Genomic DNA, 18,489 nt, shown 5'->3' on the forward strand with positions numbered 1-18,489 from the left:
TAACTTTACTCTGTTGTGAAATGAGAAAAGTTATTAGGTTTTATACACAATATCTCTTTTTCCTTATCTAAATGGTCAAAAAAGAGATCTTGTAGCAAGGATAAAACTTTGATGAAAAATGCAGGGCCATCACAACGGCAACTTAGAGTAGCAGAGCAAGTACGTCATGCAATAGCGCATATATTACAGCGTGATATTTTGCTTGATGATATCTTAAAAGATATTGTTATTTCTGTCTCTGAAGTACGCATGTCACCAGATTTAAAAATTGCTACTTGCTTTGTATCACCTCTCAGCACTCTTAAAAATGCTTCTCATACCGATGTTGTTGATACCCTCAATAAACATAGTCGTTTTCTCCGTGGAGAAATCAGTCATGCGTTGCGACAAATGAAATATATGCCAGAACTGCGTTTCCGACTTGATAATAGTTTTGATAATTTTTCAAAAATTGATGCCCTCCTTCGCTCGCCTGAGGTTGCACGCGATCTTCACCATAGTGATACAGATGAGGATTAAAGATATGGCGCGGCAACACAAGAAAAAAGGGCGTCCTGTTTCTGGCTGGGTCATATTTGATAAACCAAAAGGAATGAAATCAACAGAAGCTGTCTCACAAATCAAATGGCTCTTCCATGCTCAAAAGGCAGGACATGCGGGTACACTTGATCCTCTTGCTTCTGGTCTCCTTCCCATTGCATTGGGCGAAGCAACCAAAACCGTCCCTTACGTGATGCAAGGCAAAAAAACTTACCGTTTTCATATTGCTTGGGGGCAAGAGCGCTCAACAGATGATTTAGAAGGAGAAATAACGAAAACTTCTCTCATACGTCCAACACAAAAAGAAATACTTGCTCTTCTTCCTCAATATACAGGTGTTATTTTGCAAACACCTCCACAATTTTCAGCAATCAAAATTGCTGGAAATCGTGCCTATGATTTAGCGCGTGAAGGGGAAGTTGTTGAAATTCCGCCCCGTGAAGTGGAAATAGAAACTTTCAAGTTATTAGAAATGCCTACCAAAGAGCATTCTGTCTTTGAAATAACCTGCGGAAAAGGAACTTATGTGCGCTCTTTAGCACGCGATATGGGACGTGATCTCGGTTGCTATGGGCATATTGCTGATTTAAGACGTATTGCCGTCGCACCTTTTGATGAAGAAGATCTCATTACATGGGAGGAACTAAAAGCGGCCATTCCGCCAAATAAAAACACTACAGATGAGAATAATCGTTCTTTTGAAAAAAACTTCTCAACACTCGATGGGCTCTTAATTGACACAAGCGCCGCATTGGATTGCCTCCCTCACTATATCCTTAATGAAACTCAAGCACAGAGAATTATAAGAGGCCATTCTATCCTCTTGAATCATCACAAAGCACCTCTTGATGAAGAGGAAATTTGTGTCCTCTATAAGGAACAACTTCTTGCTATTGGCACTCTCGACAAAGGTCTATTTAAACCAAAGCGGATTTTCACAATTTAATCGATTCTTTTCCCAACCACCTTTTGCGGAAAGATATTTTTCTCTATCAATTAAGAAAAATATGGTGCTTTTCATTGTCTATATTTACCGTATTCATATCAAAATTTAAGTCAGTGCTATAAGCTAACACCACCACACACTTTTTCCTCTTAATGTCGCAACAATCCTTGCATTTAAAGGATTCATAAGAGGCTTTTTATTTCTTTTTCAATCGTTTTTTACTCATACTTTAGTCCTCGTTTATAATGTACAAGCAAAGATATGGACTGATTTACTCTAAATAGATTTGAAACGAGAAAAGCTTAAGATTTTCAGAACTATCACTCAACATGAAAAATGACAAATAACCATTATAAATCAATTCATTAAATATTGAAATAGCAATTTTTTATGATTATGCTAACAAATTGATCGAAATAATATTAATATATGTAATATTTACAAAAACTGTTTTAACCCTAAGGAAGATGATCAGAGGAAACTTTTAAAAGCATCTCATTGGCTTGAGGTATTGTTTGGCGTTCAATCATGCGGTGCACTCTTATACCGTTAGGAGCACAATTTAAATGACGCAGACGCTTATTGACTTCTGCATCCGCTTTTGTGCGACGATGATTATGGCGTAAATAATCTACCCATGTTGGCATATGATAAGCCTCTGTCCAATATTCAGGTCTTTCAAGATCTCGTAAAAGAACCCACTGACGCGCACCATCACGTAATCGAATATGGCGTCGACGCGACATCACTTTGAGAAACTCTTCAAGATCATTTTCATGAATTTTATAATCGATCATTATCATAATCGGGCCACTTCTTGCTTTGAGGTCGAGTAATAATTCCGGCTCTCTAAAATGATCAAGAGGATTTAAATCTATCTGAGGAATTTCTTGAATTCTAAATTTTACCCCTGCAAGAGCACCAAAAATCAAGAATAGAGAACAAACGCTCAAAGCAATTGTTGGAGAATAACCATCAGCCAAAACTCCCCAGATTGCACTTCCAATAGCCATCCCCCCATAAGATGCCGTTTGATAAAGTGCTAAAGAACGTGCAACAACCCAGCGTGGTGTAGAGAGTTGTACAGATGTATTAAACAATGATAAGGCCAAAACCCAACATAACCCTGCAGGAAATAAAGCAATATGGCTTATAATCAGTGAACGGCTGATTCCCAATAAAAAGCAAGAAAAGGCAAAACCAATAAATGCACTTGCAATAATTGTTTCTGAACGAAAATGATGCCGTACAACTGCATTAATAATACCTGCGGTCATGGCTCCTAACCCAAAACAACCGAGCAATGTACCATAAAGAAGGGCACTTCCTCCAAGAACTTTATGCGCAACAATTGGCAAAAGTGCTAAAATAGAAATTGCTCCTATACCAAAAAGGAACGCTCGAACCATAATACTCAGCAGATTAGGTGACATCGCAACATAACGCAAACCATCTGAGACAGCTCCTAATAGCCTTTCTCGTGGTAATGAGTTGTTTTCATAATTCAACTTCCAGAAAAACAACGCACCAATAAGAGGAATATAGCTTATAGCATTAAACAAAAAAGCAGCCGATGCCCCTAAAGTTGCAATGATGGCACCACCAATAGCAGGACCAACACTCCGCATCAAATTAAAGCCAACACTATTCAAACTAACAGCAGCAGGAATATTTTCCCTGCTCACAATATCTCCTATCGTTGCTTGCCAAGAAGGATTATAAAAAGCTGTGCCACATCCAATCAAAAACGTAAAACATAACAAAAGCCAAGGTGTGAGAAATCCCAAATAGGCTAAAACAGCTAAACTCATGGATATGACCATCATCATAATTTGCGCGCACAACATAATTTGACGCCGATTAAAATTATCGGCTAAGGCCCCTGCCATCAAAGAAAACATAACAAGTGGTAATGTTGTCGCACTTTGAACAAGCCCAACCATGGAATGCGAGGAACTAATCAACGCCATTAACCACCCTGCTCCAACAGCCTGTATCAATCCCCCTAAATTAGAAATAAGAGTCGATGACCATAAATTTCGAAATACCGAATTACGAAAAAGTTTTAACGTTGAAATGCTCTGCATCTTTTCCCTCCAAATCGGTATTTATCATTTTTTTACCATACACACACAATAATTTTTGTATCAAAAGGATGCATAATTGTTTAAAACACTTCTCATAAAACTCTATTTAAATCAATATTTCAAAACAAAAGCTTTTATTTAAAGAAAGACTTCAAAATGCTGTCAAGGACTAGTATTTTAATCTTCTTTCCTATATAAGAACGAAATTAGGTAAGAGTCTTCGACTTTTCCTGTTTTCTCACAGACCCTAGCTGAACGACATCTCGGCTATGGGTGGCTTTATGTTTCTTCGTTTTTGGAAAGGATAATACGATGTCGATTACAGCTGAACGTAAAAAAGCTCTTGTCGCAGAATACGCAAACAAAGTTGGTGATACAGGATCACCAGAAGTGCAAATTGCTGTACTTTCTGAACGTATTTCTAATTTAACAAACCACTTTAAATCTCACAAAAAAGATAATCATTCTCGTCGTGGTCTTTTGAAGATGGTATCTCAACGTCGGCGTCTTCTTGATTATCTTAAAGGAGTTGACCAAAATCGTTATCAGACACTTATAAAGAAGTTAGGTTTGCGTCGCTAAAAGAAAAATGGAAGTGATATTTAAAAAACACCCATTTTTTCAACGTGTTGCTTTTAATTAAAAATTTTAAAAACTGATAAGTTATTATGGGATAGAACTGCTCATCGTTTCGCATTTAAGCAGTTTACTTCTCTTTTCTTGCAACAAAGATAAAAAGTATGTTGTCCACCCCAGATCTTGGAAGTATGCTACGCAAAACCAGAATGTGAGCAATCAAAGATTTAAACACTGGTCATTAAGGATAAAAAATGTTCAAAACGCACAAGATAGAAATTGAATGGGCCGGGCGTCCGCTCACCCTTGAAACAGGGAAAATAGCGCGTCAAGCTGATGGTGCAGTGATTGCTACCTATGGAGAAACGATTGTCTTAGCTACCGTTGTATCGGCCAAAATCCCAAAACCAGACCAGGACTTTTTTCCACTCACCGTTAATTATCAAGAAAAATCCTATGCTGTTGGTCGAATACCTGGGGGCTATTTAAAACGTGAAAGTCGACCAAGTGAAAATGAAACTTTGGTTTCACGTTTGATTGATCGCCCAATTCGTCCCCTTTTCGTTGAGGGATATAAAAATGATACACAAGTTATTGTTTCCGTTATACAGCATGATCTCGAAAACAATCCCGATATCCTTGCGATGATTGCATCTTCTGCGGCATTGACCCTGTCAGGTGTTCCTTTCATGGGGCCTATAGCCGGTGCCCGCGTTGGCTATTGTAATGGACAATATATTCTTAATCCTCATATCGATGAAATGCCTGAATCAAAACTTGATCTTGTTGTTGCTGGAACAGAAAGTGCTGTTTTGATGGTTGAATCAGAAGCACAAGAATTACCGGAAGATATCATGTTGGGGGCCGTAATGTTTGGTCACAAAGGCCTTCAACCTGTCCTTGATGCCATTATAAAGCTTGCTGAAGTTGCTGCAAAAGATCCTCGTGATTTTGTTCCTGAAGATCTTTCTGAGCTTGAAAAAGCGATGCAGAAAATGGCAGAACAGGATATACGAAAGGCTTACACAATTACTGATAAGCAAGAACGTTATGCTGCAATTGATGCACTAAAGACAGAAATCCTCAATAAATTTATGCCAGAACCAGAAAAAGACTGTCAATTTAGTGCAGATCAAATTGCAACCGTATTTAAACAGTTGCAAGCAAAAATTGTTCGCGGAAACATTCTTGATACCCAAAAGCGGATTGATGGACGCAATCTTTCTACCGTACGCCCTATCCAATCAGAAGTAAGTATTTTACCCCGCACACATGGATCAGCACTCTTTACCCGCGGAGAAACACAAGCGATTGTCGTTGCAACATTGGGAACTGGTGAAGATGAACAATATGTTGATTCTTTGACAGGAATGTATAAGGAAACATTCCTTCTCCATTACAATTTTCCACCATTTTCAGTGGGTGAAACGGGACGCCTTGGTTCTCCAGGTCGTCGTGAAATTGGACATGGCAAATTGGCATGGCGGGCAATTCACCCCATGTTACCAACGAAAGAATCTTTTCCTTATACCATTCGTGCTGTCTCAGAAATCACTGAATCCAATGGCTCTTCTTCTATGGCAACGGTTTGTGGAACCTCACTTGCTCTTATGGATGCTGGTGTTCCTCTAGCACGCCCTGTTGCTGGTATTGCTATGGGCTTGATTAAAGAAGGAGAACGCTTTGCTGTTCTTTCTGATATTTTAGGGGATGAAGATCATCTTGGAGATATGGATTTTAAAGTCGCAGGAACAGAAAATGGTATTACTGCCTTGCAAATGGATATCAAAATTGATGGTATTACCGAAGAGATTATGAAAATCGCGCTTGAACAAGCCAAAGGTGGACGAATCCATATCCTTAATGAGATGGCGAAAGCTTTAACCAGTGCACGTGCTGAGCTGAGTGAATTTTCTCCACGAATCGAAGTTATGAATATTTCTGTCGATAAAATCCGTGATGTTATCGGCTCTGGTGGTAAAGTTATTCGGGAAATCGTGGAACAAACTGGAGCAAAAATTAATATTGAAGATGATGGTACCATTAAAATTGCTTCTGCTGATGCTAAAACCATTGAAGCAGCAAAACGTTGGATCCATTCTATTGTCGATGAGCCTGAAGTTGGTGCTATCTACCAAGGAACAGTTGTAAAAACTGCAGAATTTGGTGCATTTATAAACTTCTTTGGTTCTCGTGATGGACTCGTTCATATCTCTCAGCTTGCATCAGAACGCGTCACCAAAACAACAGATATTGTAAAAGAAGGTGACAAAGTTTGGGTTAAATTAATGGGCTTTGATGAGCGTGGAAAAGTTCGGTTATCAATGAAGGTCGTTGATCAAACAACCGGAAAGGAAATCACCAGTGATAAAGCGATGAATGAAGAAAAGTGCGTGGATGAAAAAAAACAACCTGAAAATAAGCGCCGCCGTAAGAAAGAAGAGTAAGTTTTTCCTCTTATCGTATCATGAAATGCCATCCCAACATTGGAGTGGCATTTTTCTTTGAAAGAGTCATATGTGTTATTATTTTTGCCTTTTGAAAATCATGAACTCCCGTATCCTGATCCAAACCAGTGTTGGCTAAGTTTTGGTTTAACAGAAATCCCAGCTCCAGAATGGGCACAAAATTTAAAAGTTATTACGCCTTGGCGACCAGATTTTTTAAAATTTGTCGATACTCAATTTCACTGCTCTCCTCAAATAGATAAAACTTTCAGCTATGATGGTGCATTTTTACATTTGAGCAAATATCGTGGTTTGAACCAAAATTGTTTTCTTGATTTATTAGAATGCGTTAAACCCAATAGATGGATTGTAATTAGTGGGGATAAAACTGCTGGTGCTGCTTCAATGATGAAATGGGTCAAAACAATTGTTCCCATCACCAATAAATTGTCTAAAAATCATGGTCTTGTATTTTGGTTGCAAGTTCCTCAACAAATTGAGAGACATAACATTGCGCAATTGCGCTCACCACCGCTCACTTTTGGTAAATTTCAAACCACTTCTGGTATGTTCTCACACGGACGTATTGATCCAGGATCTGCTGCGCTTGCTTCTTATATGCTCAAAATTATTTCTGGAAAAACGGCTGATTTTGGTGCTGGATGGGGTTATCTTTCTCACGTTGCGCTTGAAAGAAGTGAAAAACTCACCGCTCTCGACCTTTATGAAGCAGACTACAATGCTTTGAGAGCAGCAAAACAGCACCTTAAATCCATAACAGCTCCTTTTCCAATTCATTTTTATTGGCATGACCTTGTACATGAACCTGTCACAAATCTATATGACACAATCATTTCAAATCCACCGTTTCACACACAACAAACAACAGATGTTTCATTAGGAAAAAATTTTATTATAAATGCTGCAAAGTGCTTAAAGCCAAGCGGCAGTCTGCTTTTTGTTGCAAACCGCCACCTGCCTTATGAAACATTATTAAAAAATATTTTCCGCACAGTGTTGATACATGAACAAGCCCATGGTTTCAAAATTATCGAAGCACGCAGATAAACAGAACAAGCAATAACTTTCAAAGAATAAAACGTGAAAGATCGATATCAGCAGCAAGCTCGCCAATAGATTTTCTCACATAAGCAGCATCAATTTTAAACGATGTTCCAGCTTTATCAGGTGCAGTGAAAGAAATCTCATCCAAAACGCGCTCCATCACTGTTTGCAAACGACGTGCCCCTATATTTTCAATCCTTGCATTTAAATCTACAGCAATATCTGCTAAAGCATCAATTGCATCATCGGTAATTTCCAAATGAACCTCTTCCGTTGCCATAAGAGCGATATATTGTTTAATCAAACTAGCTTCTGGTTCCGTTAGAATGCGCCGTAAATCTTCCCTTGTTAAAGGGTTCAGCTCCACACGGATGGGCAAACGTCCTTGAAGTTCCGGTAATAAATCAGATGGCTTGGAAACATGAAATGCACCTGAGGCAATAAAAAGAATATGATCTGTTTTGATTTGCCCATATTTTGTAGCAATTGTTGTTCCTTCAACCAAAGGCAAAAGATCCCGTTGAACGCCCTCACGCGAAACCGCAACACTTGCTCCACCATCCCTGGTTGCAATTTTATCAATTTCGTCGATAAAAACAATACCGTCATTTTCAGCAACACGAAGCGCCTCTTGAATAATTTGCTCCTGATCAAGGAGTTTTTCAGATTCATCATCAATGAGCGGTTTAAAAGAATCCTTTACTGTCGTCTTACGGACTTTTGTACGACTGCCCATTTTGCCCAAAATATCTGATAAATTCATAATACCCATTTGTGCCCCAGGCATACCAGGAATATCAAAGGTTGAAGCACTATTGCTATTATTATCGGCGACTTCAATTTCAATCTCTTTCTCATCCAATTCACCTTCACGCAATTTTTTACGAAAACTATCACGGGTAGCAGGACTTGCTGTTTTACCAACAAGGGCGTCTAAAACGCGCTCTTCAGCATTCACGTGAGCCTTTTCTTTTATTTCATCCCGTTTCTTTTCACGCACAAGAGAAATGGCAATTTCAACAAGATCTCGAATAATTTGCTCAACATCACGTCCCACATAACCAACTTCAGTAAATTTAGTCGCTTCTACTTTAACGAAGGGTGCTCCAGAAAGTTTTGCTAATCGACGTGCAATACCAGTTTTACCAACTCCTGTTGGCCCTATCATTAAAATATTTTTTGGCATAACTTCTTCACGCATCGGCTCATCAAGCTGTTGCCTACGCCACCGATTGCGCAATGCAATAGCTACAGAGCGTTTGGCATCATTTTGGCCAATAATAAAACGATCAAGTTCAGAAACAGTCTCACGAGGGGAAAATACAACACACATTTAAATAGCTTTCTCTAAAGAAGATAATTCTGCATCCAATGTTTCAATCGTAAAATGATCATTGGTGTAAACACAAATTTTAGCGGCAATAGCCATAGCTTTACGAGCAATAGTTTCTGCATCCAAATCCAAATCCATGAGTGCACGCGCTGCTGAAAGAGCAAAATTTCCTCCAGAGCCAATTGCCATAACCCCATCTTCTGGCTCTAAGACATCACCAAGCCCTGTTAGAGCCAAAGTTACTTTCTTATCAGCCACGAGCATCATTGCTTCGAGACGACGCAAATAGCGATCTGTTCTCCAATCTTTTGCAAGTTCCACACAAGCACGCATAAGCTGATCAGGATATTGTTCAAGCTTTGTTTCCAATCTCTCCAGTAATGTAAAAGCATCTGCCGTAGCACCTGCAAAACCAGCAATAACCACTCCGTTCTTTCCAAGACGACGCACTTTACGTGCATTGCCTTTCATAATTGTCTGTCCAAGAGAGACCTGACCATCACCGGCCATCACGACTTTTCCACCTTTTCGTACCGTAATAATTGTTGTACCATACATTATGTCTGGCTTATGTTCTGTCATAAGGAAACTCCTTAATATTAACTTTACTTTTTAATATTGATTTCTTTTCATACAATGTAAAACTCAATTACTATTGTCCTATTTAAGAACATATACAGCAAAACACAATGATTCAGCATAACTCAATTTGTTGAAAATGGAAAAATGATATCATTGTTGTCAATGTAAATTACTGCTAAATAGCTTTATATAAACAGTTTGTGCTTTTTAGAGGAAAATTATGAAAAAAATAGCCATAGGGACCTTAGGTGGAACAATTGCAATGACTGCTGATAGTTTTGGTCACATGCAACCGACTTTAACTTCAGATAACCTCATAAAAAGTGTTCCTGATTTAAATAACGTTGCTGATATTCATGCACAAACATTGATGCAAATACCAAGTGGATCTTTATCGTTTCAAATGCTTTTTGAAATAATTAAGTGGGCAAAACAACAAATAAACGCTGGTGCAGAAGGTATTGTTTTAACACAAGGGACTGATACTCTGGAAGAAACAGCTTTTTTTCTTTCTCTTTATTGGAAAGAAGCCGAACCACTCATCATAACCGGTGCTATGCGCATGCCTCATGAAGCAGGCGCCGATGGCCCCGCCAACATTTTAGCAGCCACTCGTGTCGCAGCAGCCACACAAAGTCGTAACAGGGGCGTTCTCGTTGTCATAAATGATGCAATTCATTCACCTTATTGGCTCTATAAAAGCCATACCGTCAAAGTCGAAACATTTCAATCAGGTCTTGCAGGTGTTTTAGGAACTATTTTAGAGGGAAAACTTATTTATTTCAATGATCGAAAATTTTTCCCAAAAACGTTTGATCTTCCCCAAAACCATGATCATCAAATTGCACTCCTCTATTCCTCTTTATCATCTGATGCAAAATTAATGAAACTATGCCTTGAAAGTGGGTATTATGCTGGAGTTGTTATTGCTGGTTTTGGTGCAGGACACTGTAGTTTTCAAGAAGCAGACCTTGTACAACAATATGCACAAAAAATACCAATCATTATTGCTAGTCGTTGTTGTAATGGCTCAACAACTCGTATAACTTATGGCTATAAAGGCTCCGAAATCGATATGATTGCTTCTGGTGCTCTCATGTCTGGTTATTTATCAGCCGTAAAAGCGCGTCTACTTTTATGGACTTTTTTGGCGCAAGGGCACTCATTAGCACAAATCCGTGCAAACTGGAATGACTGGACTATAAGTTAATGAAAAATGATCTACTATCTTAAAAGAAGAGAGCATGCAAAACAAAATTTACTTGAAAATGAAGCCGCTCATCTGTCTACTCTTAAATCAATTGCTGCTGCAAAAAATTCTCGACCAATACAAATGATTGATACGACTATACAAAAAATTAATCAGAAAGATAATCTGATCAAATCCGTTTCTGACCGATATTCACCCTATCGCGTTTTTACTGCACAAGAATGGTCAGAGTTTCGTGCAGACACACCTCTTACTTTGACTTTTGATGAAATTAAGCGTTTACGCTCTATTGATGATCCTATTGATCTTAAAGAAGTCCAACGCATTTATCTTTCTTTATCGCGTCTATTATCATGCCATGTTGAAGCAGTACAGGAACTTTTTCACAAACGTCAGCAGTTTCTCCATCAAGAAGAGAGTAGAAAAACGCCCTTTATTATTGGAATTGCTGGTTCTGTAGCTGTAGGAAAATCAACCACGGCTCGCATTCTTCAAGAACTGTTGAAAAGATGGACATCTAGCCTTAAAGTTGATCTAATCACAACGGATGGTTTTCTCTATCCTAACGCAATCTTACAGCAAAAAAATCGAATGAATCGCAAAGGATTTCCTGATTCCTATGACATTAAAAAGTTGCTGTGCTTTCTTTCGGCTATAAAAGCAGGTATCGGAAATGTCCGTGCCCCGCTTTACTCACATATGATCTATGATGTTCTAGAAAATCAGACTATTACCATTGATCGTCCTGATATTTTAATTGTTGAAGGTATTAATGTATTACAGGTCAGTGATCTTCCTAAAGATGGAAAAGCTATTCCTTTCGTATCAGATTTTTTTGATTTTTCAATCTATGTCGATGCTGAAACAGAAGTCATTCGTCACTGGTATTTGGAGCGCTTTAAACGTTTGCGTAAAACAGCTTTTCAAAATCCTGAATCCTATTTTCATCGTTATGCCCATCTCAATGAAAAAGAAGCTTCAAAAATCGCTGAGGATCTTTGGCAAACGATTAATTTAAAAAATTTACAGGAAAATATATTGCCAACACGACCACGGTCCAATCTCATTCTACGAAAGGGAAAAAATCATTTGGTCGAATATGTCGCACTTAGACGACTATAAGGATCTCATAACTATGCAGCACCACCACATTCATTTTACCTCAATACGTATCGATAACAGTTGCCCTATCATCTTGGTAAACCAAAGAACTCTTGCCAACTTATCACTTGATGCGTCAACAACAGCATGGATAAAAGTTAATGACTTTACTGGTAAAGCGGGACAAATACTCTTTATTCCTCACGAAACGGGGCATTTAAAAAAAGTTTTATTTGGAATTGGCAATGGTAACGATCCTTTTATCACAGGAGTTCTTGCTCAAAAACTTCCTGCTGGTCAATGGCATTTAGAAGGTACAACCTCTGATGAAATAAATACCTATCTTGGATTAGCATTCGGTAGCTATCAATTTAATCGCTATCGTCAAAATTCTTCTTTCAAATCATTATCTATCCATGTCAATGAGGCTATTGATCTTAATGAACTCCAACGAATTTATGAAGCTGTCTTTTTCGTCCGTGATCTCATTAATATTCCAGCCAATGATATGAACCCTGATACTCTCGAAAAAGAAGCTCGAAAACTAGGAAAAACCTATGGTGCTCATATCAAAAGTATTTGTGGAGACGATCTCTTAACCCATAACTTTCCGATGATTCATGCTGTAGGACGAGCAGGCAGCACTGCACCACGACTGATTGAGTTACTCTGGGGGCAAGAACATCATCCTAAAATAACGTTGGTGGGCAAAGGCGTAACTTTTGATACTGGAGGCCTCGATATTAAATCAGCCAATAACATGTTGCTTATGAAAAAAGACATGGGGGGTGGAGCAAACGTTTTGGGATTGGCTAAACTTATCATGGATGCAAAATTGCCTTTCCGTTTACGCGTTTTGATTCCAGCTGTAGAAAATGCAATTTCTGCGAATGCTTACCGACCAGGTGATATTCTTAAAAGTCGTAAAGGTTTAAGTGTTGAAGTAGGTAATACAGATGCTGAAGGGCGCCTTGTCCTTGCCGATGCACTCGCCTATGGTGATGAAGAAAGTCCACAATTCATGCTTTGTATGGCTACTTTAACAGGGGCAGCGCGTATAGCATTAGGACCAGATCTTCCCGCATTTTATTGTAATGATTCAATATGGGCACAACAAATTTCTGAATCTGCTCACGCTGTCTTTGATCCTCTTTGGCAAATGCCCCTTTGGAAACCTTACCAAGAGATGTTATCATCACCAATTGCCGATCTTAACAATGTAACTGGAAATAGCTTTGCTGGTTCTATAACGGCTGCTTTATTTCTTAATTCTTTTGTTGAAAAAGCTGAACATTTTGCGCATTTTGACCTTTATGGATGGGTTCCAAAAGAAAAACCAGGATACCCTATTGGTGGATCAGCACAAACTATTCGTGCCCTTTATAATATTTTTAAAAAATGAATTTTGACACAAATATCCACAAAAATGGACAATTTTGCAGCTTAAAGAATAATTGGTCTTACACTGTGTTCTTAGTTTTGTTTGAGGATAAAAACCTTACCAATACAGTTTTCATGAGTTTGTTTAAAGGTAAGGAGTAACAAAATGGAAAGCAAAAAGATGATCTCTAAAGACCCAAGACTTCATGCATTCAGAGATGATCTAGCAGATCAACGTCTTGAAACAGAAATTACAGCTCAACGCTTTGTTCAAGGTGAAAAAAGACGTGTTAATACAGCGGTCGCTGGACTTTTTAAAGAAAATAGTAAAAAAAGTGAAAGACAAACAGAATGCTTATTGGGAGAAGAACTTCTCATTTTTGAACAAGGGGAAACATTGTCGTGGGGACAATCACTCAAAGATGGTTATGTCGGTTATATTGATACAAAAGTTCTTTGTACATCAACCATAAAACAAACACATGTGGTTTCAGTACCACGCACATTTAAATATTTACACGCTGACTTACGTGGACCAATAGTATCCCCATTATCTATGGGAAGCAAAGTCAGTGTTGTTGATGAAATTGAAGTCCGTGACACAATGTATTCTATTCTTGAAAATGGAACAGCAATCATTACGAGCCATCTCAGCCCCATTGGACGCGTATATGAAGATTATGTCACAGTTGCAGAAACCTTTATCCGTACACCTTATCTTTGGGGTGGTGTCAGCGGTTTTGGAATTGATTGTTCGGGACTCATTCAGCTCTCTATGATGATGACCGATCAAATAGTCTTACGTGATACCGATATGCAGCAAGAAACTATAGGCAGTCTTCTTACAGATACTGATAAACTTCAACGAGGTGATTTAATTTTTTGGAAAGATCATGTTGCTATTATGGTCGATCACGCAAATATTATTCACGCAAATGGTTTTTCTATGGACGTTATGATTGAGCCATTGGAAAAAGCAATTACGCGTATCGCTAAAAAAAATCAATATCCTATCGCAAAACGCCGTCCAATTCAAGAAACTTAATACATGCCTCCTATAAAAAATTAATTGAATGTTTTTATTATGCAATAGATTGATTTATAAGGATAATTATCCATCATTCACTCTGCATCAAGCATTCTAAATATCGTAAAATTCTCTTATTTCAAATCTGTTTTTATGTTGAATCAATCAAAATCGCTTGCTTGTTCATCACAAGCGAAATTGATGTATAAGTAAAAATGATTACGAAAAGAAAAATATCCCTTCTGAATGCTCTCAAATGCCAAGAGCTATCATAACTAACATTGGAACCAGCTTACTCCTTCACAAGCGTAAAGATAGTGGCGCTCAATAGATTTTATCTTATAAAGCTCTACCATTATACCATTCACGAGTGCCGGCACGAAATGGGCTTTGGAATATTGCGAGATGCCTCTTTTAAACAACCCCGCAAATATGCAACACAATGGCGTTCTATATTACGTAAGGGATATGCCCCTCTTAATCAAAAGCAACATTTTTTGAAATTTTTCCTATTATCGATATCTTATGAAAGAAATACTCCTAATATCTCTCGGTGCATCCAAGACAATCTCTCAATAATAATCGCGAAAAGTATAAATCCATTATCTACCACCATTTTTATGCTTATGAAGCGTGCAAAGGCATCATTATACACTTTGCCAATTCTCAATGTTGCGATAACCCTTGGCTATTGGAGAGTATTCTTTCAACACGTATTTTATTTCTTTCTTAAATAATTTTATCCACATGACCCGCCCCGCTTGGAACGTGCAAAAGAATGGTTTTGACTAATTTAACATAAAACAGATTTGAAATGAGAAAATTTTTATGACCCTGGACTTTCCCATTCAACATAAAAAATATAAATTATTATTTTAAATCAATATATTGAATTATATTTTCTTCTTATAACACATTAAAGAAGATGATTTTTCAATACCTGAACCAATGGTTTATCAGCATCAGGCATAGGGTATTTATCAAGATCATTAATAAAAACCCATTCTAAATTTTGGCCCTCTCGTCCTTGCGCAACGCCCTCATAATGGTCACAAAGATACAATGGCATTAAGAGATGAAATGTTTTATAGCTATGACTTGCAAATGTTAAAGGGTGTAAATTATTTGGTTGAACATAAATACCAAGCTCTTCCTCTAATTCACGAATCAATGATGCTTCCGGAGTTTCACCTTGCTCAACCTTGCCACCAGGGAACTCCCATAAACCAGCCAATGATTTTCCTTCAGGACGCTGTGTAAGCAAAACACGATTATTCTGATCTAACAGTGCACATGCAACAACAAGAAGAATGGAACTTTTCATACACATATCACTCCCCAATAGGGAACATAAAGATAACTGACTTTTCTATCATATCCCCTCTGCTCCTAAAAGAGCTCACATACCCCATTTGCTCTGAAAAATAATAAACTGTTAAATATAAAGTGCATCCATTAACTTCTGTAATCGCTATTGATCATAACGTACTCTTTTGTTAAATCGCAAGACCAAACCGTCGCCGTACTCTTACCCAAACCGATATCAACACGAATCGTGATGTGTTTACCTTGCATATAAGTACCTATTGTCTCTTCACAATACTCAGGATCTCGTACGCCATTCACGGCCACACGATGCTCACCAAACCAAATCGTCAATAGATCACGATCGACTTCAACACCGGCCTTCCCAACTGCCATAACGACCCGCCCCCAATTCGCATCTTCACCGGCAATAGCCGTTTTTACGAGCGGTGAATTTGCAATTGATAAAGCAATAGTTTTAGCTGCATTATTTGTTGTAGCACCCACCACATTAACCTCAATTAAATGACGAGCACCTTCACCATCACAAACAACTTGTAGTGCAAGTTCATGCAGAAGTGCACTCAATTGTTTCACAAAAACCCCATAACGCGGATCAGATTTACTTGTAAGACATGGAAAATGTTCTTTTCCTGTCGCAAACAACATAAGCGTATCTGAAGTTGAGGTATCGCTATCAACAGTAATTGAATTGAAAGAACCCTCAACTGCCTCTGATAACATGGATTGGAGTGCATCCGAAGAAATGGTAGCATCACTAACCACAAATGACAGCATTGTCGCCATATCGGGTGCAATCATACCAGCACCTTTTGCAATTCCATTAATGGTAACACGCTCTCCCCCACAGTCAAAAGTGCGGGTCGCAAGTTTTGGAAATGTGTCCGTTGTCATTATGGCTTTTGCAGCTTCCAACCAATTTCCCTCTTCTGCTGTCTCTGTCATACTTGGTAAAAGATTGACAATACCCGATGCATCCATTGGCTCACCAATAACACCCGTAGAAGCTATAAAAATTTCATCTTCTCTAACCTTTAAAGCGTTCGCTGCTGCACAAATAATTGCATCGGTTGTGTGCTTTCCTTTGCTTCCTGTAAAAGCATTTGCATTTCCAGAATTCACAACAACACCCCTCGCAACCCCATGAGGAAGCGATGCACGACAATGCTCTACAGGGGAAGATGGACATTTTGAACGGGTAAAAACACCGGCCACACTCACTGGCTTATCGAATATGATGAAAAGAAGATCTGTACGATCTTTATATTTAATCCCAGCTTCAGCTGTTGCTATCCGTACACCAGATAATGGAGAAAGCTCTTGGATCTTTTGAGGCGACAAAGGAGAGATTTTCAAAACCACAATATGCTTTCTATAAAAAAATGAAATGATTGCAGATCAATAACCTCTCATAGAAAACTGCTAGGCTTTTTGAACAAAACTAACCTAGCAAATTATCTATTAAAGAGGCTATCTACTTATTTTTACTAGCTATTCCGTATCTTCTTCATCAGATGTCTCATCGGGAAGTAGCGTCCCATTTTGATGAAGCGATTCCATGATTTTTGTAACATTAGGATCAGGGTATTTCACATCTATCTTGCTACGCAAATCAACAATCAGTTCTTGATAGCGCTTTTTTATCAGCTGTGTCCGCAACATCTCTTTAACATCATCAAATGCAGGCGGTTGTTTTACACGACGATCTTCTAATTTAATAATATGCCAACCAAAAGGACTTTCAACGGGTTGTTTTGTGTATTCGCCAACTTTCAAACCAAATGCGGCATCTTCAAAAGGCTTGACCATTTGACCATGGCTAAAATAACCAAGATCACCCCCAACGGCAGCAGAACCATCTGTTGAACTTTTCTTTGCAATCTCTTCAAAATTTTCGCCTTTATTTAAATGCTTAATGATAGCTTCTGCTTCTTTTCTCGTTTTGACCAAAATATGACGCGCTTTAACCTCATCCTCTTTAGGTAAAGCAGCAACTTCTTGCTTATAAAGAGCTTCCAAATCAGTATCCGATATTTTATCAACAATCGCCTGTTTAAAATAAAGCTGTTGAAGAACATTGTCACGCATGACTGCCATACGTTTATCGTAAGCTTCTGTCTTATCAAGACCTTTGCTTCTTGCTGCTTTTGCGAGGGCCTGCATATCTAAATAAGCTTTTAGAACCATCATACGGCGTTGTTCATCAGGAAAACGTGCTAAATTAGGATTTATTTCAAGCGCTAAATCATCCAATTGGCCTGCTGTAATATTTTTCCCATCAATAACCGCCATAACATGAGAAGGAGAAACGGCTTTTTCAGAAGCTTTCTCTAAAGTCTTTAAATCACTCGACGATGAATTCAAACCTTCTTGAGCACTCACCCCTAAACTTGTACTTGCCAATAAAGTTGATGCTAAAAAAAGCGTGATAAAGTTAAATTTCATAAATATACTCCTTAAAAATGAAGGCAGGTTCAAGATTCCAATTTTCTTTACCATAACACTTTAATCTTTAAACATAGAGAAATAAATTAGTAATTTTATTTAAAAAAAGTATAAAATTATCCTTTTATCTCAGTTTCTCCAATCCTATCTAATGCAGATGAAAAACATGATAATAGAGAAAAATGACATATTGTATCTTAAATTACTTTGTATTGTATCAGTTAAATAGCATACTTAAAGTTGACATAAAGCGCTTAGCCTCTTATCTCTACTTTACAATTAGAGTGAAAAATTGCACACCAGCAAGTATAATGGTACCATCTGCATTTCATGATGTCACTAATGATATCAGATAATTTGAAGAAAATGTAGAGTATGGGGAGAGCGTATGAATTACCCAACAAGAGTGACAACAATTAAAAGA

At 38.1% G+C, this 18,489-nt stretch carries 15 protein-coding genes; 9 read left to right on the top strand and 6 right to left on the bottom strand.

From position 1 onward, the window contains the following. Positions 1-111: 111 nt before the first annotated feature. Positions 112-519 carry a 30S ribosome-binding factor RbfA gene (rbfA, locus tag ACFIK4_RS08385; RefSeq protein WP_375613309.1) on the top strand — a complete coding sequence of 136 codons (408 nt, stop codon included), beginning with the start codon at positions 112-114 and terminating at the stop codon, positions 517-519. A gap of 4 nt (positions 520-523) precedes the next feature. Then, a complete protein-coding gene (gene truB / locus ACFIK4_RS08390) occupies positions 524-1,486 on the top strand; it encodes a tRNA pseudouridine(55) synthase TruB (protein ID WP_375675747.1) in 963 nt (320 codons plus the stop codon). A 458-nt stretch (positions 1,487-1,944) separates the two neighbouring features. Here truB and ACFIK4_RS08395 read toward each other — a convergent pair whose 3' ends face one another. Continuing rightward, positions 1,945-3,573: an MFS transporter gene (locus tag ACFIK4_RS08395; protein ID WP_375675748.1), complete on the bottom strand. Its 1,629-nt coding sequence runs from the start codon at positions 3,571-3,573 to the stop codon at positions 1,945-1,947. A 312-nt stretch (positions 3,574-3,885) separates the two neighbouring features. Between ACFIK4_RS08395 and rpsO the strand changes: the two genes are divergently transcribed. From rpsO to ACFIK4_RS08410, 3 genes are all read left to right on the top strand, one after another. Then, a complete protein-coding gene (gene rpsO, locus ACFIK4_RS08400) occupies positions 3,886-4,155 on the top strand; it encodes a 30S ribosomal protein S15 (protein WP_375611819.1) in 270 nt (89 codons plus the stop codon). 248 nt (positions 4,156-4,403) lie between these two features. Then, complete coding sequence (pnp, locus tag ACFIK4_RS08405) at positions 4,404-6,596, top strand: polyribonucleotide nucleotidyltransferase (protein WP_375638359.1); 2,193 nt, start codon at positions 4,404-4,406, stop codon at positions 6,594-6,596. 72 nt (positions 6,597-6,668) lie between these two features. Beyond that, positions 6,669-7,664 carry a class I SAM-dependent methyltransferase gene (locus tag ACFIK4_RS08410; protein WP_375668317.1) on the top strand — a complete coding sequence of 332 codons (996 nt, stop codon included), beginning with the start codon at positions 6,669-6,671 and terminating at the stop codon, positions 7,662-7,664. A 19-nt stretch (positions 7,665-7,683) separates the two neighbouring features. Here the strand turns inward: ACFIK4_RS08410 and hslU are convergent, their stop codons facing one another. Both hslU and hslV read right to left on the bottom strand, forming a co-directional pair. After that, positions 7,684-8,994, bottom strand: coding sequence for an ATP-dependent protease ATPase subunit HslU (hslU, locus tag ACFIK4_RS08415; protein WP_375611822.1), 1,311 nt, complete (start codon positions 8,992-8,994; stop codon positions 7,684-7,686). Then, positions 8,995-9,576: an ATP-dependent protease subunit HslV gene (gene hslV / locus ACFIK4_RS08420; RefSeq protein WP_012754621.1), complete on the bottom strand. Its 582-nt coding sequence runs from the start codon at positions 9,574-9,576 to the stop codon at positions 8,995-8,997. It abuts the gene before it with no gap. A gap of 220 nt (positions 9,577-9,796) precedes the next feature. Here hslV and ACFIK4_RS08425 point away from each other — a divergent pair, with 220 nt between their 5' ends. From ACFIK4_RS08425 to ACFIK4_RS08440, 4 genes are all read left to right on the top strand, one after another. Next, positions 9,797-10,786 carry an asparaginase gene (locus tag ACFIK4_RS08425; protein WP_375627650.1) on the top strand — a complete coding sequence of 330 codons (990 nt, stop codon included), beginning with the start codon at positions 9,797-9,799 and terminating at the stop codon, positions 10,784-10,786. A 123-nt stretch (positions 10,787-10,909) separates the two neighbouring features. Beyond that, the gene (coaA, locus tag ACFIK4_RS08430) at positions 10,910-11,908 is read left to right on the top strand and encodes a type I pantothenate kinase (protein ID WP_375627680.1); all 999 of its coding nucleotides are present in this window, start codon (positions 10,910-10,912) and stop codon (positions 11,906-11,908) included. A 13-nt stretch (positions 11,909-11,921) separates the two neighbouring features. Continuing rightward, a complete protein-coding gene (locus tag ACFIK4_RS08435; protein ID WP_375675749.1) occupies positions 11,922-13,289 on the top strand; it encodes a M17 family metallopeptidase in 1,368 nt (455 codons plus the stop codon). Positions 13,290-13,448: 159 nt separating this feature from the next. After that, positions 13,449-14,312, top strand: a complete 864-nt coding sequence (locus ACFIK4_RS08440) for an NlpC/P60 family protein (RefSeq protein ID WP_375611871.1) — start codon at positions 13,449-13,451, stop codon at positions 14,310-14,312. Between the two features lie 898 nt (positions 14,313-15,210). On the opposite strand, the gene mutT is transcribed toward ACFIK4_RS08440, so the two are convergent. From mutT to ACFIK4_RS08455, 3 genes are all read right to left on the bottom strand, one after another. After that, positions 15,211-15,624: an 8-oxo-dGTP diphosphatase MutT gene (mutT, locus tag ACFIK4_RS08445; protein WP_375627652.1), complete on the bottom strand. Its 414-nt coding sequence runs from the start codon at positions 15,622-15,624 to the stop codon at positions 15,211-15,213. A 125-nt stretch (positions 15,625-15,749) separates the two neighbouring features. Beyond that, the gene (gene argJ / locus ACFIK4_RS08450; protein ID WP_375613298.1) at positions 15,750-16,982 is read right to left on the bottom strand and encodes a bifunctional glutamate N-acetyltransferase/amino-acid acetyltransferase ArgJ; all 1,233 of its coding nucleotides are present in this window, start codon (positions 16,980-16,982) and stop codon (positions 15,750-15,752) included. Between the two features lie 129 nt (positions 16,983-17,111). Then, positions 17,112-18,065 carry a peptidylprolyl isomerase gene (locus ACFIK4_RS08455; RefSeq protein ID WP_375611828.1) on the bottom strand — a complete coding sequence of 318 codons (954 nt, stop codon included), beginning with the start codon at positions 18,063-18,065 and terminating at the stop codon, positions 17,112-17,114. Positions 18,066-18,489: the final 424 nt, after the last annotated feature.

The organism is Bartonella sp. AP9QHHD (genome assembly GCF_042195625.1).
Lineage (GTDB): Bacteria > Pseudomonadota > Alphaproteobacteria > Rhizobiales > Rhizobiaceae > Bartonella.